Annotated in this window: 20 protein-coding genes; 13 read left to right on the forward strand and 7 right to left on the reverse strand. The window is 76.3% G+C overall.

Features of this window, described 5'->3' with window-relative positions; translation table 11 throughout:
* Positions 1 to 50: 50 nt before the first annotated feature.
* Positions 51 to 1,025 (forward strand): thiamine-phosphate kinase, encoded by a 975-nt coding sequence (locus tag FBY24_RS14075; protein WP_142161527.1) that lies wholly within the window; start codon positions 51 to 53, stop codon positions 1,023 to 1,025.
* 20 nt (positions 1,026 to 1,045) lie between these two features.
* Here the strand turns inward: FBY24_RS14075 and FBY24_RS14080 are convergent, their stop codons facing one another.
* Positions 1,046 to 1,561, reverse strand: coding sequence for a GNAT family N-acetyltransferase (locus FBY24_RS14080; RefSeq protein ID WP_142161529.1), 516 nt, complete (start codon positions 1,559 to 1,561; stop codon positions 1,046 to 1,048).
* A 101-nt stretch (positions 1,562 to 1,662) separates the two neighbouring features.
* Positions 1,663 to 1,854 (reverse strand): 50S ribosomal protein L28, encoded by a 192-nt coding sequence (gene rpmB, locus FBY24_RS14085; protein WP_140458598.1) that lies wholly within the window; start codon positions 1,852 to 1,854, stop codon positions 1,663 to 1,665.
* Between the two features lie 350 nt (positions 1,855 to 2,204).
* Here rpmB and FBY24_RS14090 point away from each other — a divergent pair, with 350 nt between their 5' ends.
* The 12 genes from FBY24_RS14090 to FBY24_RS14145 all read left to right on the forward strand — a co-directional run bounded on the left by FBY24_RS14090 (position 2,205) and on the right by FBY24_RS14145 (position 13,701).
* Positions 2,205 to 3,824, forward strand: a complete 1,620-nt coding sequence (locus FBY24_RS14090) for a DAK2 domain-containing protein (RefSeq protein WP_142161531.1) — start codon at positions 2,205 to 2,207, stop codon at positions 3,822 to 3,824.
* Positions 3,825 to 3,906: 82 nt separating this feature from the next.
* Positions 3,907 to 6,168 carry an ATP-dependent DNA helicase RecG gene (locus FBY24_RS14095; protein ID WP_142161533.1) on the forward strand — a complete coding sequence of 754 codons (2,262 nt, stop codon included), beginning with the start codon at positions 3,907 to 3,909 and terminating at the stop codon, positions 6,166 to 6,168.
* A gap of 25 nt (positions 6,169 to 6,193) precedes the next feature.
* Positions 6,194 to 6,886: an ABC transporter ATP-binding protein gene (locus tag FBY24_RS14100; RefSeq protein ID WP_142161535.1), complete on the forward strand. Its 693-nt coding sequence runs from the start codon at positions 6,194 to 6,196 to the stop codon at positions 6,884 to 6,886.
* Positions 6,883 to 8,490 carry a DUF6297 family protein gene (locus tag FBY24_RS14105; protein WP_142161537.1) on the forward strand — a complete coding sequence of 536 codons (1,608 nt, stop codon included), beginning with the start codon at positions 6,883 to 6,885 and terminating at the stop codon, positions 8,488 to 8,490. The genes FBY24_RS14100 and FBY24_RS14105 overlap by 4 nt, the downstream gene beginning before the upstream one ends.
* The gene (gene rsmD / locus FBY24_RS14110) at positions 8,487 to 9,053 is read left to right on the forward strand and encodes a 16S rRNA (guanine(966)-N(2))-methyltransferase RsmD (protein ID WP_142163565.1); all 567 of its coding nucleotides are present in this window, start codon (positions 8,487 to 8,489) and stop codon (positions 9,051 to 9,053) included. The genes FBY24_RS14105 and rsmD overlap by 4 nt, the downstream gene beginning before the upstream one ends.
* A gap of 171 nt (positions 9,054 to 9,224) precedes the next feature.
* Positions 9,225 to 9,758 (forward strand): pantetheine-phosphate adenylyltransferase, encoded by a 534-nt coding sequence (gene coaD / locus FBY24_RS14115; protein WP_142161539.1) that lies wholly within the window; start codon positions 9,225 to 9,227, stop codon positions 9,756 to 9,758.
* The gene (locus FBY24_RS14120) at positions 9,755 to 10,279 is read left to right on the forward strand and encodes a hypothetical protein (RefSeq protein WP_142161541.1); all 525 of its coding nucleotides are present in this window, start codon (positions 9,755 to 9,757) and stop codon (positions 10,277 to 10,279) included. The genes coaD and FBY24_RS14120 overlap by 4 nt, the downstream gene beginning before the upstream one ends.
* A 143-nt stretch (positions 10,280 to 10,422) precedes the next feature.
* Complete coding sequence (locus FBY24_RS14125) at positions 10,423 to 10,998, forward strand: DUF177 domain-containing protein (protein ID WP_140458607.1); 576 nt, start codon at positions 10,423 to 10,425, stop codon at positions 10,996 to 10,998.
* A gap of 2 nt (positions 10,999 to 11,000) precedes the next feature.
* The gene (gene rpmF, locus FBY24_RS14130) at positions 11,001 to 11,198 is read left to right on the forward strand and encodes a 50S ribosomal protein L32 (protein ID WP_140458608.1); all 198 of its coding nucleotides are present in this window, start codon (positions 11,001 to 11,003) and stop codon (positions 11,196 to 11,198) included.
* A 17-nt stretch (positions 11,199 to 11,215) separates the two neighbouring features.
* Positions 11,216 to 11,989 (forward strand): ribonuclease III, encoded by a 774-nt coding sequence (gene rnc, locus FBY24_RS14135; RefSeq protein WP_142161543.1) that lies wholly within the window; start codon positions 11,216 to 11,218, stop codon positions 11,987 to 11,989.
* A gap of 12 nt (positions 11,990 to 12,001) precedes the next feature.
* Positions 12,002 to 12,937, forward strand: a complete 936-nt coding sequence (mutM, locus tag FBY24_RS14140) for a bifunctional DNA-formamidopyrimidine glycosylase/DNA-(apurinic or apyrimidinic site) lyase (protein ID WP_142161545.1) — start codon at positions 12,002 to 12,004, stop codon at positions 12,935 to 12,937.
* A 137-nt stretch (positions 12,938 to 13,074) separates the two neighbouring features.
* Positions 13,075 to 13,701, forward strand: a complete 627-nt coding sequence (locus tag FBY24_RS14145; RefSeq protein WP_140459158.1) for a response regulator transcription factor — start codon at positions 13,075 to 13,077, stop codon at positions 13,699 to 13,701.
* Positions 13,702 to 13,725: 24 nt separating this feature from the next.
* On the opposite strand, the gene FBY24_RS14150 is transcribed toward FBY24_RS14145, so the two are convergent.
* The 5 genes from FBY24_RS14150 to FBY24_RS14170 are packed head-to-tail and all read right to left on the reverse strand — an operon-like array spanning position 13,726 to position 21,575.
* Positions 13,726 to 15,486 carry a GAF domain-containing protein gene (locus FBY24_RS14150; RefSeq protein ID WP_142161547.1) on the reverse strand — a complete coding sequence of 587 codons (1,761 nt, stop codon included), beginning with the start codon at positions 15,484 to 15,486 and terminating at the stop codon, positions 13,726 to 13,728.
* Positions 15,483 to 17,288: a thiol reductant ABC exporter subunit CydC gene (gene cydC, locus FBY24_RS14155; protein ID WP_142161549.1), complete on the reverse strand. Its 1,806-nt coding sequence runs from the start codon at positions 17,286 to 17,288 to the stop codon at positions 15,483 to 15,485. The genes FBY24_RS14150 and cydC overlap by 4 nt, the downstream gene beginning before the upstream one ends.
* Positions 17,285 to 18,967 (reverse strand): thiol reductant ABC exporter subunit CydD, encoded by a 1,683-nt coding sequence (gene cydD, locus FBY24_RS14160; protein WP_142161551.1) that lies wholly within the window; start codon positions 18,965 to 18,967, stop codon positions 17,285 to 17,287. Before cydD ends, cydC begins: the two co-directional genes overlap by 4 nt.
* Before the next feature lie 18 nt (positions 18,968 to 18,985).
* Positions 18,986 to 20,035: a cytochrome d ubiquinol oxidase subunit II gene (gene cydB / locus FBY24_RS14165; RefSeq protein ID WP_142161553.1), complete on the reverse strand. Its 1,050-nt coding sequence runs from the start codon at positions 20,033 to 20,035 to the stop codon at positions 18,986 to 18,988.
* Between the two features lie 16 nt (positions 20,036 to 20,051).
* Positions 20,052 to 21,575, reverse strand: coding sequence for a cytochrome ubiquinol oxidase subunit I (locus FBY24_RS14170; RefSeq protein WP_142161555.1), 1,524 nt, complete (start codon positions 21,573 to 21,575; stop codon positions 20,052 to 20,054).
* Positions 21,576 to 21,623: the final 48 nt, after the last annotated feature.

The raw sequence follows: 21,623 nt of genomic DNA on the forward strand, positions 1-21,623 counted from the left end.
CCACGCTACCGCCGGGCACGACTCCGCCCGGAACCGTCTAGCGTGTGCGGGTGCCCGCTGAGCCGACCGTCGCCGACCTCGACGAGCAGGAGCTGCTCGCGCGGATCTTCCCGCACCTGCCCGTCGGCGACGCGACCCTCGTGCCGCCGGGCGACGACGCGGCCGTGGTCGCGACCCCCGACGGGCGCACGGTCGTGACGTGCGACGTGCTGGTCGAGGACGTGCACTTCCGTCGCGCGTGGTCGTCCGGGCACCAGGTGGGCCTGCGGGCGGCTGCGCAGAACCTCGCGGACGTCGCGGCCATGGGCGCACGTCCCACCGCGCTGGTCGTCGGGCTCGTGATGCCCCCGACGACGCCGGTCGCGTGGGTGGAGGCGCTCGCCGCCGGCCTGGGCGACGGGTGCCGTCCGCACGGCGCGGGCGTGGTGGGCGGCGACCTGTCGTCGGGCCCCGCGCTCGTGGTCGCGGTGACCGCGTTCGGCGATCTCGGGGGCCGGGCCCCCGTGCTGCGCTCGGGGGCGCGGGCGGGCGACGTCGTCGCGCACGCGGGCCGACGGGGATGGTCCGCCGCCGGCCTGGCCCTGCTCCTGGCGGAGCAGGGTGGCGCCGACGACGCGCTGGTCGACGCGTTCCGGGTGCCCCGGCCCCCGCTCGACGCCGGGGTCGGCGCGGCGCGCGCCGGAGCGACCGCCATGATGGACGTCTCCGACGGGCTGCTGCGCGACGCGGGGCGGCTGGCCCGGGCCAGCGGCGTCACCGTGGACCTCACCGACCCGTGCACGGCGTTCGCCGACGACGCCGGGCGCCTGACCGCCGCGGCCGACCTGCTGGGCGTCGACGTGCAGGAGTGGCTGCTCGCCGGCGGCGAGGACCACGGTCTGCTCGCGACGTTCCCGGCCGGGACCGTCCTGCCCGCGCCGTTCGCACCGGTCGGGCGTGTGCTGCCCCGAGCGGGTGCCGACGTGCTCGTCGCGGGTGCGCCCCCGGCGGTCGGCACGTCGGGGTGGGACCACTTCCGGACCTGACCCGGCACCTGCGACGCGGGTCAGCCGCGGCGGTAGCGGACCTCCAGCAGGTCCGTGCCGCCCACCTGCTCGAGCCGCTCGACGCCGTCGGGCTGGAAGCCGTGGCGCCGGTAGAAGTGCCGCGCCCGCTCGTTGGCGGCGAGCACCCACAGCGTCAGCGGGGCACGGGTCTCGTCGATCACGGAGCGCATGAGGTCACGGGCGACGCCACGGCCCCAGGTGCCGGGGTCGAGGTAGATGGAGTAGATCTCCCGGTCGCCGCGGCGGGCGTCCTCGTCGCGCGGCGGCCCGTAGGACGCGAACCCCACGACCACGGGTCCGCGCTGCGCGACCAGCGTGCGCACGTGGTCGTCGGGTCCGCTGCGCAGCCTGTCCTCCCACTGTGGCGTGCGGGCGTGGGCGTCGAGGCCGGACAGGTGCTCGGCGGGGACGATGCCCGCGTACGCCTCCTGCCACGAGCGCACGTGCACCTGCGCGATCGCCGCGGCGTCGTCGACGGTGGCGGGGCGGATCGTGACGTCCTCGTGCTCGACCATGCGATCACCCTGCCACAGGTCGCGGGCAGCACGAAGGCCCGCGAGACGTCGGCTCGCGGGCCTTCGGACGGTGCGTGGTGCGCCTCGCGGCGCGTCACGGGTCAGACGGCGCGGGTGACCTTGCCGGCCTTGAGGCACGACGTGCACACGTTCAGACGCTTCGGCGTCCCGGCGACGACGACGCGCACGCGCTGGATGTTGGGGTTCCAGCGGCGCTTCGTCCGCACGTGCGAGTGCGAGATGCTGTGCCCGAAGCTCGGGCGCTTGGCGCAGACGTCGCAGTTGGCAGCCACGGTCTTCTCCTGTGTTCTGGTCTGGCGCGGGCCTGTCGGCCCGGGTCGTTCGCGTTCACCTGGCGCGCCGGCGGACGCGGTCGACGCCCGGCCGGGGCCGGGGCAGGCGCGTCCACGACGGGCGTCGGAGTGCGACGACACTGAGTCGGGGGAAGCCCGAGGCGTTCCGGGCAACCGGGCAAGACTAGCCCATCGTCGCAGCGCGCCCCAACTCTGCGCCCCGGACCGCCGCGACGCGGCCACCGCCCGCCGCGCGGGCGGCACCCACGGCCGCGCGGGACCAGGCACCATGGTCCCCGCCCCGCGTCCCGCCGCGACGCGGCCGGGGTCGACCGACGAGAGGGGACGGCGTGCACGAGTGGCCGTGGGACGCCGCCGGCGCACGGGCCTGGGTCGACGGGTCCCTCGCCGCCGCCCGGGCCGCGCGCGAGCGGATCGACGCCGTGAACGTGTTCCCCGTCCCCGACGCCGACACCGGCACGAACGTGGCTCTCACGCTGGCCGGCGGGGCCGCGGCCGTGCACCTGCTGGACCCGGCCGCGTCCGTCCCCGGCGTGTGCGGCGCTCTCGCGGACGGCGCCGCACGGGCGGCGCGCGGCAACTCCGGCATCATCCTCGGGCAGTGGCTGCGGGGCTTCGCGGCCGGACTCGACGGGGACGGGGCCGACGGGGACGGGGCCGACGGACGCACCGCCCCGCAGCGGCTCGGTGCCGTGCTGGGGCGGGCTGCCGACTCCGCACGTCGGGCGGTGCCCGACCCGCGTGACGGCACGGTCCTGACGGTGGCCCGCGAGGTCGCGGACCGGGTCGCGCGGTCCGACGGCCCCGACGCCGCGCGGGCGCTGACCCGCGCGCTGGCCGACGCGCGCGAGGGCCTGCCGCGCACGTCGGCCGCCCTCGACGTGCTGCGCGACGCCCGGGTCGTCGACGCCGGTGCGTGCGCGCTGCTCGTCGTCCTCGACGTGCTCGCCCACGTGCTGCGGTCGGGTCGCGCACCCCGCCCGGACGAGCTCGACCTGGCGTGGCTGCCCGCGCCGGCCACGGCCGTCGTGCCGGGCCCCGCCGGGGTCACCGGTGGCGCGTTCGAGGTGATGCTGCTCGTCCGCCCGGACGGTGGGCGGGCCGAGCAGCAGGCCGACCACCGCCCCGGGGGCCGGGAGGGCGACCACGGCGTCGAGGACGACCTGGCGGTCGCGCTCGCGCACGTCGGCGACTCCGTCGCGGTCGCCGACGCCGGCCTGCTCCGGCACGGCCACGTGCACACCGACGACCCCGCCGCCGCGCTGGCCGTCGTCCCCGCCCGCCAGGTGGCGCAGGCCGTCGTGCGGCGCCTGGACCTGCCGCCCGCCGACCCCGGGCTGGTGATCGTCACGCCCTCGCCCGGCATGGCCGCGTGGTTCGCGACCGCCGGAGCCGTGACGGTGGTCCGCGGGCCCGGGGCCGTCGTCGACGGGCTCGAGGAGCAGGTGGCGCGAGCCGCGGCGGACACGCACGCCGCGTCCGTCGTGGTGGTCGGCGTGGGTGTGCCCGCTGGTCTCGGCCCCGTCACGGCGGACGGCGTGCGGCTGGACGTGCTGCCCGTGCCGGACGACGGGACGGCCGCGGTCGCGTGCCTCGCGCTGCTCGCGGGCGGTCGTGACCGCGCCGGCGCTGCCGCCCGGGAGGTGCTCGCGCGCCTGCGCACCGCCTCGTCGGGCTCCGTCCAGGGCCCGGAGCCGGGCGCGAGGCAGAGCGCGCGCCCGGACCCGGGGGCCGACGCGTGCCCCGTCCCGGCGTCCGCTGCCGTGGTCGCGGCCGTCCGGCGCCTGCGGGCGGCGCACCCTGACGGCCAGGCTGTCACGCTGCTGCACGGCACGGCGTGGACGGCCACGGACGCGGCCGTCGCGGCGCGCGAGCTCGAGCGCGACGGCCTCGACGTCGTGCTCGCCGGGCCCGCTGTGGGTGTGACGTGGTGGGCTGGGCTGGACTGACGCCGCCCCGACGGCACGACGCAGGTGGACGACGCAGGGCGACGCAGGTGGAGAGGGCTCGCGCGGCCCGGACGGAGGACCGATGCTGAGCACCGACGCGCTGGGGGTGCGCCTCGACCGCGCGACGGGCGCGCGCACCGGCAAGGCGCTGGCGAAGCTGGGCCTGCACACGGTCGGCGACCTGCTGCGCCACTACCCGCGGCGCTACGCCGAGGCCGCCACCCTGACCGACATGTCCGCGCTCGGCGTCGGCGAGCACGTCACGGTCGTGGCCGAGGTCGTGCGCACGTCCTTGCGCACCACGGGCAACGGCAAGGGTCTGCTGCAGTCGACGATCACCGACGGCACGAGCCGCCTCGAGCTGACGTTCTTCGCCGCGAGCCGGCGCCGCCTGGAGTGGCGCGAGGAGCAGCTGCGGGCCGGTCGGCGCGGGCTGTTCACCGGCGTGGTGTCGCTGTACCGCGGCACCACGCAGCTCATGCACCCCGAGTGCCGGCTGTTCACCACCGACGACGACCCGCACGAGGAGGACGTCGCGCTCGACGAGGCCGAGAGGCCGATCCCGGTGTACCCGGCGTTCGCGGGGTTCGAGTCGTGGAAGGTCGCCAAGGCGGTCCGTCAGGTGCTCGACCCGCTCACCGAGGCTGACGTGCCCGACCCGGTGCCGGCGGACCTGCAGGCCCGCGACGGCCTGCCGACCCTGCTGGAGGCGCTGCGCCTCGTGCACGTGCCGCCCGACGAGGCCGCCTGGCGGCGCGGCCGCGAGCGCCTGCGCTACGAGGAGGCGCTGGTCCTGCAGGCCGAGCTCGCGCGCCGACGTGCCCGCGTCGAGCAGGAGGAGGCCGTGGCCCGCCCGCACCGGCCGGGCGGGCTGCTCGACGCCTTCGACGCGCGCCTGCCGTTCACCCTGACCCCGGGGCAGCGCAGGGTCGGCGAGGAGGTCGCGGCCGAGCTGGCCGCGCCCCGGCCGATGCAGCGGCTGCTGCAGGGCGACGTCGGGTCGGGCAAGACCGTCGTGGCGCTGCGCGCGATGCTCCAGGTCGTCGACGCGGGCGGGCAGGCGGCGCTGCTCGCGCCGACGGAGGTCCTGGCCGCGCAGCACGCCCGCACCCTGCGAGGGCTCCTGGGCGACCTGGCCGAGGCGGGCACGCTCGACGGCGCGGAGCACGCCACCCGGGTCGCGCTGCTCACGGGGTCGCTGCCGGCCGCGGCCCGCCGCGCGAGCCTGCTCGACGCCGCGGGCGGGCGCGCCGGCATCGTCGTGGGCACGCACGCGCTGCTCGCCGAGCACGTGCAGTTCGCGGACCTCGGGCTCGTGGTGGTCGACGAGCAGCACCGGTTCGGTGTCGAGCAGCGTGACGCGCTGCGCGCCAAGGCCGGGCGCACGCCGCACACCCTCGTCATGACGGCCACCCCGATCCCGCGCACCGTCGCCATGACGGTGTTCGGCGATCTCGAGACGTCCGTGCTCGACGAGCTGCCGGCCGGGCGCGCAGGCATCACCACCCACCACGTGCCGGCCGGCAACGCCCGCTGGACGGACCGCACGTGGCAGCGCGTGCGGGAGGAGGTCGACGGGGGCGGGCGCGCGTACGTCGTGTGCCCGCGCATCGAGCCGGACGACGCCCCCGGCGGGTCCGCCGGGGCCGACGACGACGAGGACGGCGCCGACCTGCTGGCCGCGGCCACCGGGACCGTCGGCTCGCCGGACGCCGCCGGCACCCGCCCACCGCTGCGTGCGGTGCTGGAGGTCGTGGACGAGCTGCGCGCCCGCCCCGAGCTCGCGGGCCTCGGCATCGGCGTCCTGCACGGCCGCATGCCGCCCGAGGAGAAGGACGCCGCGTTCGCCGCGTTCGCGTCCGGCGCCTCGCCCGTGCTGGTGTCGACCACGGTCGTCGAGGTCGGCGTCGACGTGCCCGACGCGACGGTCATGGTCGTCCTCGACGCGGACCGCTTCGGGATCTCCCAGCTGCACCAGCTGCGCGGGCGGGTGGGCCGCGGCGGCCGGCCGGGCCTGTGCCTGCTCGTCAGCCGTGCGGTCCCGGGCAGCGATGCGCACGCCCGCCTCGAGACGCTCGCCAGCACGACCGACGGCTTCGCGCTCGCGGCCCTCGACCTGGAGCTGCGCCACGAGGGCGACGTCCTGGGCGCCGCGCAGCACGGCCGCACCAGCTCGCTGCGGCTGCTGCGGGTCACGCGCGACGCCGACGTCATCGACCGGGCCCGTGCCGACGCGCGGGCCCTCGTGGGGCAGGACGTGACGCTCGCCACGTGGCCGACGCTGGTCGCCGCGATCGAGGAGTCGCTGACGGGGGAGCGCGAGGAGTTCCTCGACCGGGCCTGACGGGCGCGCGGCTACCCTGGCGCGCATGGTGACAGCCCCGCCCGTGGTCCTGCGTGACGTGTCCGTCGGGTACGGCGGGGAGCCGGTCTGCGCCCCCGTGTCGTTCGAGCTCGCCGCGGGCGGGGCGGTCGCGCTCGTGGGTGCCAACGGCTCCGGCAAGTCCACCGTCCTGCGGGCGGTCCTCGGCCTGCTCGTGCCGACCGCCGGCACGGTCGAGGTCCTGGGGCGCCCCGTCGACGAGCGCTCGGCCCGGCACCGGCGCGAGGTCGCGGGGGTCCTCGACGACGACGCGTACTTCCCCGCGCTGACCGTCGCCGAGCACCTCTACCTCACGGCGCGCGGGCACGGCGTGCTGGGGGCCCACGACGTCGTCGCCGAGGTCCTCGACGAGTTCGGGCTCGCCGAGCACGCCCGCGCCCTGCCCGTCACGCTGTCCTCGGGGCAGCGGCGCCGGCTCCTGCTGGCCGCCGGCTTCGTGCGGCCGCGCTCGCTGCTCGTCCTCGACGAGCCCGAGCAGCGCCTCGACCGGCGGATGCGCGACCGGCTCGCCGCCCGCCTGCGCGACGAGCGCAGCGCCGGCGGCGCGGTGCTCCTCGCGACCCACGACCCCGAGCTGGTCGCCGAGGTGTGCGACTCCGCCGTGCACGTCGGCGAGGCCGTCAGCGAGGTCGTCGACCCCGACGAGGCCGCCCGGCGCATCGGGCGGGCCGTGCTGTGACCGCCGACGCCCACACCGCCGACGACCCCGTCGTCGGCGGGTTCGACCTCGGCGAGGTGCCGACGGCCCGGGAGATCCGCCGCTTCACGGCCCGTGCGGCGCGCGGCCGGGCGGGTGCTCGGGCAGGCGCCCTGCTGCAGGACCTCTACGAGGCCCTCGTCGCCGTCGGCATCGCCGCGCTCATCACCGGGGGCACGGTCCGCCAGCTGCGCGACGCCCTGCCCGCCGCGCCCGAGGTCCAGGCCCCTGGCGGCCTGAGCCTCCCCGTGCTCGTGGCCGTCCTGCTCGTCGCCGGGATCGGCGCGCTGCTGTCGCTCGCGGGACGCCTCGGCCCCGTCGGCCTGGGTGGGCCCGAGGCGGGCTGGTGGCTCGACCTCCCGGTCGGGCGCCGCGGGCTGCTGCGACCGACCGCCCGGCGACTGCCGCTGCTGGCCGCCGGGGTCGGGGCGCTCGTCGTGCTCCTGCTCGAGGCCGGCATGCTCGCGCGCACCGGGGGCCCCCTCGCCCTGTCCGCGCTCGCGGGCGCCGTCGTCGCCGCCGGTGCCGTGCTCGCCGCCGCTCTGGTCCAGACGCTCGGCGCGCCCCGGCGAGCGGCCGCGCTGGCCGGCGACCTCCTCGTGCTGGCAGCGCCCGTGGCGGCAGTGCTGCTCGTCGTGACGTCGGCCGCGCCCGCCGACCTGCCCACCCCCGGGGCGGGCGTCGTCCTGGCCGGCGCGCTGCTGGTCGCGGCGGGTGCCGTGGTCGTCGACCGCCGCCTCGACGACGTGCCCGCCCGTACCCTGCGCGAGGCCGGCTCCGTCACCTCCCAGGCCCTGGGTGCCGTCGTCTCGCTCGACTCGCGCGAGCTCGGCCGTGCGCTCGGGGCCGGCGTCGCTCCGCGTGCCCGCGCGTGGGTGTCACGGCTGCGCACCGTCCGAGGGGCCGCCTCCGCCCTGGTCACGGCAGACCTCGTGCTGCTGCGCCGCTCGTCGCGCCACGTCGTGCAGGTCGTCGTCGCCGTCCTCCTGCCCGTGCTCGCCACCGTGGTGCCGCAGCTGGCGAGCCCGGTCGGCGTGCTCCTCGCCCTGCTCGTGGGCGGGTGGGTCGCCGCGACCGCGACGGCCGAGGGCGCCCGCTGGGCCCAGGTCGCACCGGTCCTGGACGCGCTGCTCCCGCTGGACGCCGGGCACGTGCGTCGGCTGCGCATGCTCGTCCCCGCCGCCGTGATGCTCGTGTGGTCCGTCGTGGCGCTCGGCGCGGTCGGCCGGTGGGCGGGTGCGCCGGCCGACTGGCTCGTGCTCGCCGTGGTCAGCAGCCCGGTGTGGGCCGCCGCCGCGGTCCGTGCCGCGTACCGGCCGTCGCCCGACTGGTCGGCCCCGCTGGTGTCGACCCCCGCCGGTGCGCTGCCGTCCGGGGTGATGGCCGTCCTCGTGCGCGGCCCCGACCTCGTCGCCCTCTGCCTGCTGCCCCTGTGGGTGGGGGTCGCCCTGCAGGCCGCCCCGCCCGTGCTCGCGAGCGTCCAGCTGGTGCTGTCCGTCGTCGCGGTGGTCGTGGCCTCGTCCACGCACGAGCGGCCCTGGTACGAGCGCATGCTCGACGACCCCGCCACGGCGGCCCCGCGGTGACCCGGATCGTGGCGGGCTCGGCCGGCGGCCGCACGCTCGTCGTCCCCTCGACCGGCACCCGCCCCACCAGCGAGCGCGTGCGCGAGGCCCTCTTCTCGCGGCTCGAGCACCTCGACGCCGTCGACGGCGCCCGCGTGCTCGACCTGTACGCCGGCTCGGGCGCCCTCGGCCTGGAGGCCGCCAGCCGCCGCGCCGCCCACGTCGTCCTCGTCGACCAGGCCCGCGCCGCCGTCGAGGCCTGCCGGCGCAACGCGCGCGCCCTCGGCCTGCAGGCGCGCACGGAGGTCGTCGCCGACCGGGTCGACCGGTACCTCGTCCGCCGCCCCGACGGCGCCGAGCCGTTCGACCTCGTCCTCCTCGACCCGCCCTACGACCTGCCCGACGACGCGCTCGCCGACGACCTCGAGCACGTCGCCCGGCACGTCGCTCCCGGAGCCGTCGTCGTCGTCGAGCGCTCCGCGCGGTCCGCCGACCCGCGCTGGCCCGCGACCCTCGTGCCCTTCGGCGACCGCCGCTACGGCGAGACCCAGGTCTGGTTCGCCGAGCCGGCACCCGACGCGTAGGGGAGCCGCGGACCGCCGTCCAGCCCGCACGGAGGGGTCGGCGGGACGGCGGTCCGCGCAGTGCCCGGCACGGACGAGGCACCCTGCCGACCGCTGCGGCCCGACCTGCGCGACCGCTCCCGGCGGTGCGGTGCGCCGGCGTGCCGGGTGCCGTGACGTAGGTTGGCAGGCGTGAGGACAGCGGTGTGCCCGGGGTCGTTCGACCCGTTGACGCTCGGCCACGTCGACGTCGTGCGGCGCGCCCGGACGATGTTCGACGAGGTCGTGGTGGTCGTCGCGCACAACGCCGCCAAGCGGGCCCTGCTCGACGTCGACGAGCGCGTCGCGCTCGCGGCCGAGGCGCTCGCGGACGTCGGCGGGGTGCGGGTCGTGGCCACGTCGGGCCTGCTGGCGGACGCGGTGCGCGAGCTCGGGGCGTGTGCGGTCGTCAAGGGACTGCGCGGCGGTGCGGACGTGGACGCCGAGGTGCCGATGGCGCTGATGAACCGCCACCTGTCGGGGGTCGAGACGGTGTTCGTGCTCGGCGACCCCGCGCTCTCGCACATCGCGTCCTCGCTGGTCAAGGACGTGGCGCGGCACGGGGGGCCGATCGAGGACCTCGTGCCCGCCCCCGTGGCCGCGGCGGTGCGCCGCGCGCTCGCGGTGCAGGGACAGCAGCGCGGTCCGGCCGACGCCGGGCCGCGCAGGGGAGGGGACGGGCGATGACGCAGGAGCCGACGGGGGCCGCGCACCAGCGCGGCGACGACGGGCCGGGACGGACCGAGGGTGTCGGGGGCGTCCTCGACGCGATCGAGCAGGCGGTGGTCGTGGCGCGGGCGATGCCGATGTCGTCGTCCGTCCTGGTCAACCGTGCCGAGATCCTCGAGCTGGTCGAGCAGGTGCGCGAGGCCCTGCCCGCGCAGCTCGAGCGGGCCGACGAGGTGCTGGCCGACGCCGACGCGGCGCGGCGGGCCGCGCACGCCGAGGCCGAGGCGGTGCTGGACGACGCCCGGACCCGGGCCGCGGCGCTCGTCGAGCAGGAGGCGGTCGTGCGCGAGGCGCAGGCGCGGGCCGCGCAGCTGGTGGCCGAGGCCGAGGAGACCGCCCAGCGCCTGCGCCGCGAGGCGGACGACTACTGCGACCGGCGCCTGGCGGACTTCGAGATCGACCTCGGCAAGGTCCTCAGCCAGGTGCAGGCGGGGCGGGCGAAGCTCGCCGGGCGCCTGCAGCCGCCTGCCGGGGCCTGAGACCGCCTGGACGGTCGTCCGCCGGTTTGGGCGACGGGCGCTCGGTGACGTAGAGTCGACGGTTGGTCCTGCCGGTTCGTGGCGTGGGCCGAGCTCGGCTGACGCAGATCAGCTCCACCAGCACCACACGAGGGGACCGGACCGTGCGCCCAGCCCACCTCGATCCCCGCTCGCCGTTCGTGCTCGAGACACACGAGCTCGGTCGACGTCCGGGATCGACGCGGACGGTGCAGCGGACGGTTCCTGCGCCCGACGAGCTCGGCAGCGGCATGATCGGCATCCCCTCCGGGGACGACGTCGAGCTGGACCTCCGGCTCGAGGCCGTCATGGAGGGGGTCCTGGTCTCCGGCACGATCCACGGCCGAGCGGTCGGGGAGTGCGTGCGGTGCCTGGAGCAGGTCGTCGAGGACGTCGACGTGATGCTGCAGGAGCTGTTCGTCTACCCTGAGCGAGCTCAGGTCGCGGTGCAGAACGGCGACGAGGAGCAGGACGTGCGCGAGATGGAGGGCGATCTGATCGACCTCGAGCCCGCGCTGCGAGACACCGTCGTGCCCGTGCTGCCCTTCCGGCCCCTGTGCCGTCAGGACTGCGCGGGACTGTGCACCGAGTGCGGTGCACGACTGGACGACGACCCCGGGCACTCGCACGAGGTGCTCGACCCCCGGTGGGCCGCTCTGGGCGGTCTGCTGAGCATGGACGACGAGAAGGAAGAGAGCTGACCGTGGCGGTTCCGAAGCGCAAGATGTCGCGCAGCAACACCCGTGCGCGTCGCTCGCAGTGGAAGACCACTGCCACGACGCTCACCACCTGCCCGCAGTGCAAGAGCGCGGCGCGCCCTCACACGGCGTGCCCGTCGTGCGGCGCGTACGCCGGCCGCCGCTACGCGGAGGCCGTGCGCAGCGAGCACGAGGCGCTCTGACCCTCGCGGCCGGCGTGATGACCGACAACGACGGGGCCCCCGCGGCTCCCGGCGCACGGACGGCGGCCGACTCGCTCCTCGAGAAGCTCGGGGTCCAGCTGGACCCCGAGCTTCTCGTGCTGGCGCTGACCCACCGGTCGTTCGCGCACGAGGCGGGCGGCATCCCGACGAACGAACGCCTCGAGTTCCTGGGTGACACCGTCCTCGGGCTCGTGGTGACCGAGCACCTGTACCGCGAGCACCCCGGCCAGTCCGAGGGTGACCTGGCGAAGATGCGGGCGGCGACGGTGTCGCAGCGCGCGCTGGCCCGCGTGGCCCGGGTGCTCGACCTCGGCGGCTACGTGCTGCTCGGCAAGGGCGAGCTCGCGACGGGTGGCGCGGACAAGGACTCGATCCTGTCCGACACCCTCGAGGCCCTGTTCGGCGCCGTCTACCTGGCGCACGGTCTGGAGACCGCGCGCGATCTCGTCGCGCGCCTGGTCAGCCCCACCCTGGAGGCGGCAGCCGACCTCGGCGCAGGGCTGGACTGGAAGACGTCCCTGCAGGAGCTGTCCGCCGAGCTCGGCCTCGGTGCACCCTCCTACGACGTCACGGGCGAGGGCCCCGACCACGCCCGGACGTTCACGGCGCACGCCGTCGTCGGCGGCCAGGCGCGGGGCACCGGCACGGGATCGGCCAAGAAGCTCGCCGAGCAGGAGGCGGCCTCCGCCGCGTACGCCGAGCTGGTGCTGCTGCGCGACGTCGCGCCCGCGCCCGTCGTCGACGGCTCGTCCGGTCCCGCCCCGGCCTGACGCAGCCCCGCCGTGCCCGAGCTCCCCGAGGTCGAGACCGTCCGCGACGGCCTGGCGCGCCACGTGCTGGGACGCGTGGTGACCGACGTCCGCGTCCACCGCGACTACAGCGTCCGGCGCCACGAGGGTGGGCCCGTCGACTTCGCGGCCCGTCTGACGGGCCGGCGCCTCGACGCGGCCGTCCGGCGCGGGAAGTTCCTCTGGCTGCTCCTCGACGACGGCGCACGCGGCGACGACGCGCTGCTGGCGCACCTGGGCATGAGCGGTCAGCTGCTCGTCCGGGAGCCGGTCGGCCCCTCGGGGCCCGGGGACCCGACCGCCCGCGTCGACCACCAGCACCTGCGCGTGCGGCTCGAGCTGGACGACGGCTCGGCCCTGGACTTCGTCGACCAGCGGACGTTCGGGTACCTCGCCGTCGCGGACCTCGTGGCGACGCCCGACGGCGGCCCCGGGGGCCTCGGTGCCGACCTCCCGGCGGTGCCCGCACCCGTGGCGCACGTGGCCCGCGACCTGCTCGACCCCGCCCTGGACCGCGCGCGCCTCGTCGACGCGGTCCGGGCCCGGCGGACCGGACTCAAGCGTGCGCTGCTCGACCAGACGCTCGTGTCCGGCGTCGGCAACATCTACGCCGACGAGGGGCTGTGGCGTGCACGCCTGCACTACGCCCGGGCGACGGACGCCCTGCGCCGCCCGGAGGTGGGGCGTGCGCTCGACGGCGCCGCGGAGGTCATGGGCGAAGCCCTCGCGCAGGGCGGCACGAGCTTCGACGCCCTCTACGTCAACGTCAACGGAGCCTCGGGGTACTTCGACCGGTCGTTGGCCGTGTACGGGCAGGCCGGCCGTCCCTGCCCGCGGTGCGGCACCCCGGTGCGCCGCGACGAGTTCATGAACCGCTCGTCCTTCACCTGCCCGCGCTGCCAGCCCCGCCCGCGGGACGGGCGCTGGTGACGCGGCCGGGGGGCCGGGACGGACGTCCGGGGCGCGCCGCCGACCTGCACGAGGACGGGATCGCGGCGCGGGGTCGATACGATGCCACCGTGCCAGCCACCGCCGCCCCCACGGGCTCCACGGGCCCCATCACCGTCATGATCGTCGACGACCACGAGGTCGTGCGTCGTGGCATCGCCGAGGTCGTCGAGCGGACCGACGGCATGACCGTCGTCGCCGAGGCCGGTTCCGTCGCCGACGGCACCCGCCGGGCCACGCTCGTGCGGCCGCAGGTGATGCTCGTCGACCTCCAGCTGCCCGACGGCACGGGGATCGACCTCATGCGTGCCGTGCGCGAGACGCTCCCGGACGCGCGCGCGATCGTCCTGACCTCCTTCGACGACGACGACGCCCTCGCCGCGGCGCTGGACGCCGGGGCCGTCGCATACCTGCTCAAGAGCGTGCGGGGTGCCGAGATCACCGACGTGATCCGCGCCGTCGCCGCGGGTCGCACCCTCCTGGACGAGCGCACGGTGACGCGGCGCCGCGCCGGGCACGAGGACCCCACGGAGGGGCTGACACCGAGCGAGCTGCGGGTCCTCGACCTCATCGGCGAGGGCCTGTCGAACCGCGAGATCGCCGAGCGCCTCGGCGTCGCGGAGAAGACCGTCAAGAACCACATCACGTCGCTGCTGGCGAAGATGGGCCTGCAGCGGCGCACGCAGGTGGCCGCGTGGGTCGCCTCGCGCAAGCACTCCGGCTGGCGGGCCGAGCCGGGGCACTGAGACCCGGCGGGGCGGCTCCGGGCCTCAGCCGAGCGGTGCCTGCCAGGTGAGCAGCGTGCCGCGTCCGGACGGGGCCGCCCCGAGCGAGAACGTCCCGCCGTGCTGGCGGGCGCGCGAGGCCAGGTTCCCCGTGCCCGAGGAGCGGTCCCGCACGGCCGGCAGACCCGCCCCGTCGTCCTCGACGTCGACCTGCACGGAGCCCGTGTGGCCGCGACCGCGCACGTGCACGTGCACGCTCACCGACGAGGCCTGCGCGTGCCGGGCCGCGTTCGCCAGGCCCTCGCGGACGACCGCGACGACGTCGTCCGTCAGCTCGGTGCCCATCCGCTCGTCGATGCGGTCCTCGGTGTCACCGTCACCCCCCTCGAACGTCTCACCGTCGAGGGTGAGCACGAGCGACGGGGCGAAGCCCAGCCCGGTGCGCGCCAGCGACGTCTCGCGGCGCAGGCGCTCGACGAGGCCGGTGGCCGCGTCGGGGTCGCGCAGCGCGTAGACGATCTGCCGGATCTGGCGCACCGAGGAGTCGACGTTGTCCAGCGCCTCCTCGACGATGCTCGTCAGCTCGGTCGCGTCGACCCCGCGCGCGGCGCGCCGCCGGACCGTCTCCAGCTGCATGCCGGTCGCGAAGAGCTGCTGGATCGCCAGGTCGTGCAGGTCCCGGGCGATGCGCTCGCGCTCGTCGAGCAGCGCCGCCACGTCCTGCGCGTGCCGGGCCTCGGCGAGCACGTACGCGAGCGCGGCCTGCGAGGCGAACGATGCGGCCGTGGCCAGGTCGCCCTCGTCGAACGGCGTGGCGCCGATCCTGCGCAGCAGCACGAGCACGCCGACGCCGCGGCCCGAGGACTGCAGCGGGGCGTACATGGCGGGTCCGAACGCGCGCATCTGGTCGACCTTGACGGTGCGCGAGGCGCTCAGGGACGGCGTGAGCAGCCCCTGGTTCTCCTCCAGCGCGGTCCAGGCGCGCCCGCCACGGGGCATGACCAGCCCCGTGAGCTCGTCCGCCTTGTAGCCGTCCGCGAGCTCGAGGTACAGCTCGCCGCCGAGCCCGGGCAGGGCCAGGGCCGCGGTGTCCGCGCCCGCTACCTCGCGAGCGGTCCGCGCGATGTGCTCGAGCGCCTCCTCCTCGTCGATGCCCTCCAGCAGCATCGTCGTGATGTCCTGCCCGGCGCGCAGCCAGTGCTCGCGACGCCCGGCCTCGGCGTACAGCTGGGCGTTCGCGACGGCGACGCCCGCGGCGGCGGCGAGCGCCACGACGATCTCCTCGTCGTGCTCGGTGAACGTGCCGCTGCGCTTCTGCGACAGGTACAGCTGGCCGTACACGTGCTCGCCGACCCGCACGGACGCGCCGAGGAACGAGCCCATCGGCGGGTGGTGCGCCGGCCACCCCCGGAACGCGGGGTGCTGGGTGAGGTCGTCGAGCCGCAGCGCGCCGTCGAGGGGGATCTGCCCCAGGACGCCCTGCGCGTGAGGCGGGTGGCTCATCATGCGGGCCACGGCCGTCGGGACGCCGGTGTACACGAACGTCACCGACGTGCCCTGGTCGTCGAGCACGTTGATCGCCCCGAACTCGGCGTCGGTGAGCTCGGCGCTGACCTGGACGAACCGGTCCAGCACGGCGGGGAGCTCGAGCTGCCCGGCGACGGCGAGGATCGCGTTGAGGAGGTCGGTCAGGGCGTCGCCGGTGAGCGGCACCGGCAGCGGTGAGACCTCCGTGAGCACCCCCCGCTGGAACGGCGCGTGCTGACCTCCGCGCTCCCCGGCACGTGCCTCGGCCCGCTCGCTCATGCCCGCCCCGCGGCCGTCTGCTCCACGGCCTCACGGTAGCCCGGCACGTCGGCCCGCAGGGCCTCGTGGGTCCCGCGCGCCGCGACGCGCCCGTCCTCCAGCCAGAGCACCTCGTCGGCCGCCGCGAGGGGGCCCAGCCGGTGGGTGACCACGAGGACGCCACGGGCGGTGCCGTCACGCGTCGGGGGTGCGTTCCAGAGGGCGTCCAGGACGGCGTCGGCGGTCGCGGGGTCGAGATGCTCGGCGGGCTCGTCGACGAGCAGCAGGGGGGCGTCCGCGACCAGGGCGCGGGCGAGCAGCAGGCGGCGCCGCTCTCCGCCCGACACGGTGCGGCCGTCGGCGCCGAGCACCGTGGCGAGGCCGTCGGGCAGCGTCCGCAGCCACGCGCCGAGCCCGGCACGCCCCAGGGCCTCGACCGCCTCGTCCTCCGTCACGTCGCCGCGCGCCACCCGCAGGTTCTCCAGCACGGTGGTGCCGAACAGGTGGGCGTCCTCGGGGGTGGCGACGACCGCGCCGACGACGCGTGCGCGCTCGACGTCGGTCAGCGGCGCGCCGTCCAGGGTGACCGTGCCGCCGACGGGCGGGAGCAGCCCGGCGAGGGTGAGCAGCAGGCTCGTCTTTCCGGCGCCGCTCGCGCCGGCCACGCCGACCCGTCGGCCCGGTGACAGGTCGAGGGTGACGTCGCGCAGCGCGGGCGGCCGCCCGGGCCAGCCCACGTCCAGCCCGTGGGCGACCAGGAGCGGCCCGGCCGTCGTCGTCGGGGCCGGCACGACCGGACGGGTCGTGGCCGGAGCAAGGTCGGCGTCCGCGGCGTCCGCGGCGTCCGCGGCGTCGAGCAGGGCGAGCACGCGGGCGGCCGCGGCGCGTGACCGGTGCACCTGGACGGCCGCGGCCGGCAGGACCGACGCGGCCTCGAACGCGGCCAGCGGTGTGAGCACGACCACGGCCAGCGCGACGGGGGAGAGCAGACCGGCCGTGACGGCGGGGACGCCCGTGACGAGCGCGGACAGCACGGCCAGGCCGACGGCGAGCTGCCCGAGCGCGGCCCCGACGGCCGCGGGCCGTGCCCCGGCGTCGGCCGCGGCAGCGAGGCGGCGGTCGGCGTCCGCCAGCGCGTCGAGCTCGGCGCCCAGCCGTCCCGAGACGGCGAGCGGACCGGCGTCGTCGAGGACGGTGAGCGCGGCCGCGCTCATGTCGGCCCGCGCGACGCTGCCCTGCTCCTCGACCGTGCGGGCGCCCCGGGCCGCCATCAGCGGTGCCACGACCGACGCGAGCAGCAGGCACAGCGCCAGCGACAGCCCGGCGGGCGGCCACAGGACGGCCATCGTGACGCTCGTCAGCACGCCGAGGACGGCCGCCACGGCGGCCGGCACGAGGCCGCGCACCACGACGTCGCCCACGGTGTCGACGTCCGCGCCGACCCGCTGCAGGAGGTCCCCGCGCCGGACCGCGAGGACCGCCTCCGGGCGGCCGGCGGCCAGGCGCTCGTACAGCGTGGTGCGCAGCGCGACCATGCCGCGGAGCGCGACGTCGTGGGAGACGAGCCGCTCCAGGTAGCGGAGCAGGCCCCGGCCGATCCCGAAGGCCCGGACCGCCACCGTCGCCACGGACAGCTCGAGGACGGGGGGCATCTGCGACGCGCGGGCGATGAGCCAGGCCGCCGATGCGGCGAGGGCGACCGCGCAGCCGAGCGCCAGCGTGCCGAGGGTCACCGCCAGGGCGACGCGGCGCGGGTCGACGTCGAGCAGGCGCACCGCCCGGCGCAGGGTCCCGCGCGGGGGGGCCGGCCGTGGCGCGTTCATGCTGCTCCCGGGGTCGTGGCGGGCATCGCGTCGGGGAGCGCGGCCGCGGTGACGGGCACCACGACGTCGGCCCGTGCGGCGAGGGAGGGCCGGTGGGCGACGAGGAGCACGGCGCTGCCGGCGGCCCGCAGCGCGTCGACGGTGCGCAGGACGACACGCTCGCCCACGGCGTCCAGGTGCGCGGTCGGCTCGTCCAGCACGACCAGCGGTGTGGGGCGCAGCAGCGCCCGGGTGAGGGCCAGACGCTGACGCTGCCCGACGCTCAGGCCGGTGCCCCCCGCGCCCAGGCGGGTCCGCCAGCCGTCCGGGAGGCCGGCGACGACCGTGTCGAGGCCGGTGAGCGCGGCAGCCCGGTCGCGGTCGGCGCCGGCGGGGGAGCCGAGCACCTCGGCGACGGTGCCGGGTTCGAGGACGGGGCGCTGCGGCAGCCACGTGACCTGCGACCAGTACGTGCCGGGGTCCACGTCGCGGACGTCGACGCCCGCGCCGTCCGGCCCGACGAGCTCCACGCGGCCCTGGTCGGGCTCGACGAGGCCGAGCAGGACCTCGACGGCGGTCGTCTTGCCGACGCCCGAGGGGCCGGTGAGGGCGACGACCCGGCCCGGGGCCAGCTCGAGGTCCAGGCCGTCGGGGGTCAGCCCGCCGCGGCTGCGCACCCCCACGCCGTGCACGCGCACGCGCCCGGCCGACAGGTCCGGCGCGGGTGTGGTCCCGTGCGGGACCGCCGGGCCCTCGATGACCGTGAACGCCCGGTCCGCCGCGGCGATCCCGTCGGTGGAGGCGTGGAACTGGGCGCCGACCTGGCGCAGCGGTGCGAAGACCTCGGGCGCGAGCACCAGCACGGCCAGGCCAGTGACGAGGTCGATGTCGGCGTACACCAGCCGCAGGCCGACCCCGACGGCCACCAGGGCGACGCACAGCGTCGTCAGCAGCTCGAGGACCATCCCCGACAGGAACGCGATCCGCAGGGTGCCGGTGGTCGCCCGGCGGTGGGCGTCGCCCAGGTCGCGGACGCGGGCGCCGGGTCCGTGCTCGCGGCCGAAGGCGCGCAGCGTGGGCAGCCCGGCGAGCAGGTCGAGGACCTGGGTGCCGAGCCGGGCCATGATGGCCAGCCCCCGGGCGGACCGTCCCTGGGTCATCACGCCCACGAGCCACATGAACACCGGGACGAGCGGGAGGGTGCCGAGCAGGATCGCGAAGGAGATCCAGTCGAGCCCGAGCACGACGAGCAGCGTCGCGGGCGTGAGCGTCGCGGCGAGCACGAGCTGGGGGAGGTAGCGCACGAAGTACGGCTCGAGGGCGTCGAGGCCGCGGGTCGCCAGCGTGACGACCTCCGGGCCCTCGTGCGACCCGAGCAGCCGGGGGCCGGCCGCCGCCGCCCGGGCGACGACCTGCTCGCGCAGCTGCGCGACGGCCCGCGTCGCGGCCCGGTGCGCGTAGCGCTCCTGCACCCAGGTGACGGCGGTGCGGGCGGCGACGACGGCACCGAGCACCGCGACCGCAGCCCCGAGCGCCGGCAGCGTCGCTCCGTCGGAGACGGCGCTGCCGAGCGCGCGGGCGAGGACGAGGGCCTGGACGACCACGAGGGCGCCGGTGAGCACGCCGAGCGCGACGGTCAGCGCCAGGTAGGTGCGCGCGGCGTGCGCGTGGCGCAGGAGCCGGGGGTCGAGGGGCTTCACACGGACCAGCAGACCACGTCAGTCGCGGGCGACGACGCGCTCGAAGGTCAGGCCGATGTGGTCGGGGATGTGCTCGACCGTGAGGCGCTTGCGGAACACCCAGTACGTCCAGCCCTGGTAGAGCAGCACGATCGGGGTGAGGATCACGGCGACCCACGTCATGACGGTCAGGGTGTAGTCCGTGGAGGAGGCGTTGTCGACCGTCAGGGAGTTCGCGGGGTCGAACGCGGGCATCACGGCCGGGAACATCGCGCCGAAGATGAGCACGACGGCCGCGACGATCGCGACGGCGGAGGCGCCGAACGCCAGGCCCTCGCGGCGGGTCCGGGTGGCGGCCACGAGCAGCACGAGCGCGGCGGCGGCGACGAGCACCGCGCCCCACGTCCACACGTTGCGCGAGTAGGCCAGCTGCGCCCACACGGCCCAGCCGCCGGCCAGGACGAGCGTGACCACGGAGCTGCGGGCCGCGAACGACGCCGCACGCTCGCGCATGTCGCCGTCGGTCTTCATCGCGAGGAACGCGGCCCCGTGCGTGAGGAAGATCGACAGGGTCACGAGTCCGCCGAGCAGCGCGAACGGTGACAGCAGGGCGAAGAACCCGCCGACGTACTGGTGGTCGGCGTCGAGCTCGACGCCCCGGACCAGGTTGGCGAACGCCACCCCCCAGAGCAGCGACGGCAGGAACGACCCGAAGACCAGCGCCCGGTCCGCCCAGGCGCGCCACCGGTCGTCGTTGATCTTGCCGCGCCACTCGAACGCCACGACGCGCACGATGAGGGCGACGAGGATGAGGAACAGCGGCAGGTAGAACCCGGAGAACAGCGTCGCGTACCACTCGGGGAACGCGGCGAAGGTCGCGCCGCCCGCGGTGAGCAGCCAGACCTCGTTCCCGTCCCAGACGGGGCCGATGGTGTTGATCATCAGCCGGCGCTCCTTCTCCCGGCGGGCCTTGTCGCCCCGGGGGAGGATCGCGAGCAGCATGCCGACACCGAAGTCGAACCCCTCGAGGACGAGGTAGCCGGTCCACAGGACGGCGATGAGGAGGAACCAGACGGTCGAGAGCTCCATGGCGGTCGTCGTCTCCTCAGTAGGCGAAGGACAGCGGGCGGTCGGTGCCGTCCGTCGGCCTGTTGTCGGGGTTGTCAGGGCTGGGGTCCTTCTCGGTGTCGGCGACACCCTCCACCGCGTACCGCTTCATGAGGCGGAACCAGGCGACCGCGAGCACGCCGTACAGGGCGGTGAAGCCGATCATGGAGAACCACACCATGCCGGGGCTGACGACCTCGCTGACGCCCCGTGCGGTGAGCAGCCAGACGCCGTCGACGCCGGACGGGTCGGGGTTGGGCGCCACGACCCAGGGCTGACGGCCCATCTCGGTGAAGATCCACCCGAAGGCCGACGCCAGGAACGGGGTGGCGATCGCGGCGATCCCGAGCCGGCCGAACCACACCTTGCCGGTGACGGAGCCCTTGCGGCGCAGCAGCCACAGCGCGGCGAGCGCGAGCGCCGCCGAGCCGGCGCCGAGGCCGATCATGAGCCGGAAGGACCAGTAGGTCACGAAGAGGTTGGGGTAGAACTGCGTCGACTCGTCGATGGTGGGCTCGACGCCGTTCTCGGCCTCCCACGTGGTGATCCACTCGGTGTACTCGCCCTGCAGCTCCTCGACGCCGCGGATCGGCGCGTCGAACGTGCCGGTCGCCAGGAACGAGGTCAGGCCCGGGATCTCGATGAGGTGCCGGACGCCGGCGCAGTCGTTGTTGAGGTCGCCGACCGTGAGGATCGAGAAGGCGGCGCCGCCCTCGGTGGACTCGCACAGCCCCTCGGCGGCGGCCATCTTGGCGGGCTGCTGCTCGAACATCAGCTTGGCCTGCCAGTCGCCCGTGACCGCGACGCCCGCGCCCGAGACCAGCATGGTCACCAGGCCCAGCACGACCGCCGGGCGGTAGACGTCACAGGCGGTGGCCTCGTCGCCGGAGCGGACCAGGCGCACCATCCACCACGCGGCGATCCCGGCGACGAAGGTGCCGGCCGTGAGGAACGCGGCCGCGATGGTGTGCGGGAACGCGGCGAGCACGGTGGGGTTGGTCAGCACCGCGCCGATGTCGACCATCTCCGCGCGGCCGGTCTCCATGTTGAAGATCGCGCCGACCGGGTGCTGCATCCAGGAGTTCGCCGCGAGGATGAAGAACGCCGACAAGTTCGTGGCGATCGCGACCGCCCAGATGCACGCGAGGTGGATCTTCCTGGGCAGCTTGTCCCAGCCGAAGATCCACAGACCCAGGAACGTCGACTCGACGAAGAACGCCGCGAGGGCCTCCATGGCCAGCGGTGCGCCGAAGACGTCGCCGACGAACCGCGAGTACTCGGACCAGTTCATGCCGAACTGGAACTCCTGCACGATGCCGGTGGCGACGCCGATCGCGAAGTTGATCAGCAGGAGCTTGCCGAAGAACTTGGTCAGGCGCAGCCACCGCTCGTTGCCGGTGCGGTACCACGCCGTCTGCATGATCGCGACGAGCGGCGAGAGCCCGATCGTCAGCGGCACGAAGATGAAGTGGTAGACGGTCGTGATGCCGAACTGCCAGCGGGCCAGGTCGAGGGCGTCCACGTGGGTCTCCGTGGTGGTGCGGGCGGGGGGTCTGCCGCGGCGGGTGGG

It is taken from the genome of Cellulomonas sp. SLBN-39 (assembly GCF_006715865.1).
Lineage (GTDB): Bacteria > Actinomycetota > Actinomycetes > Actinomycetales > Cellulomonadaceae > Cellulomonas.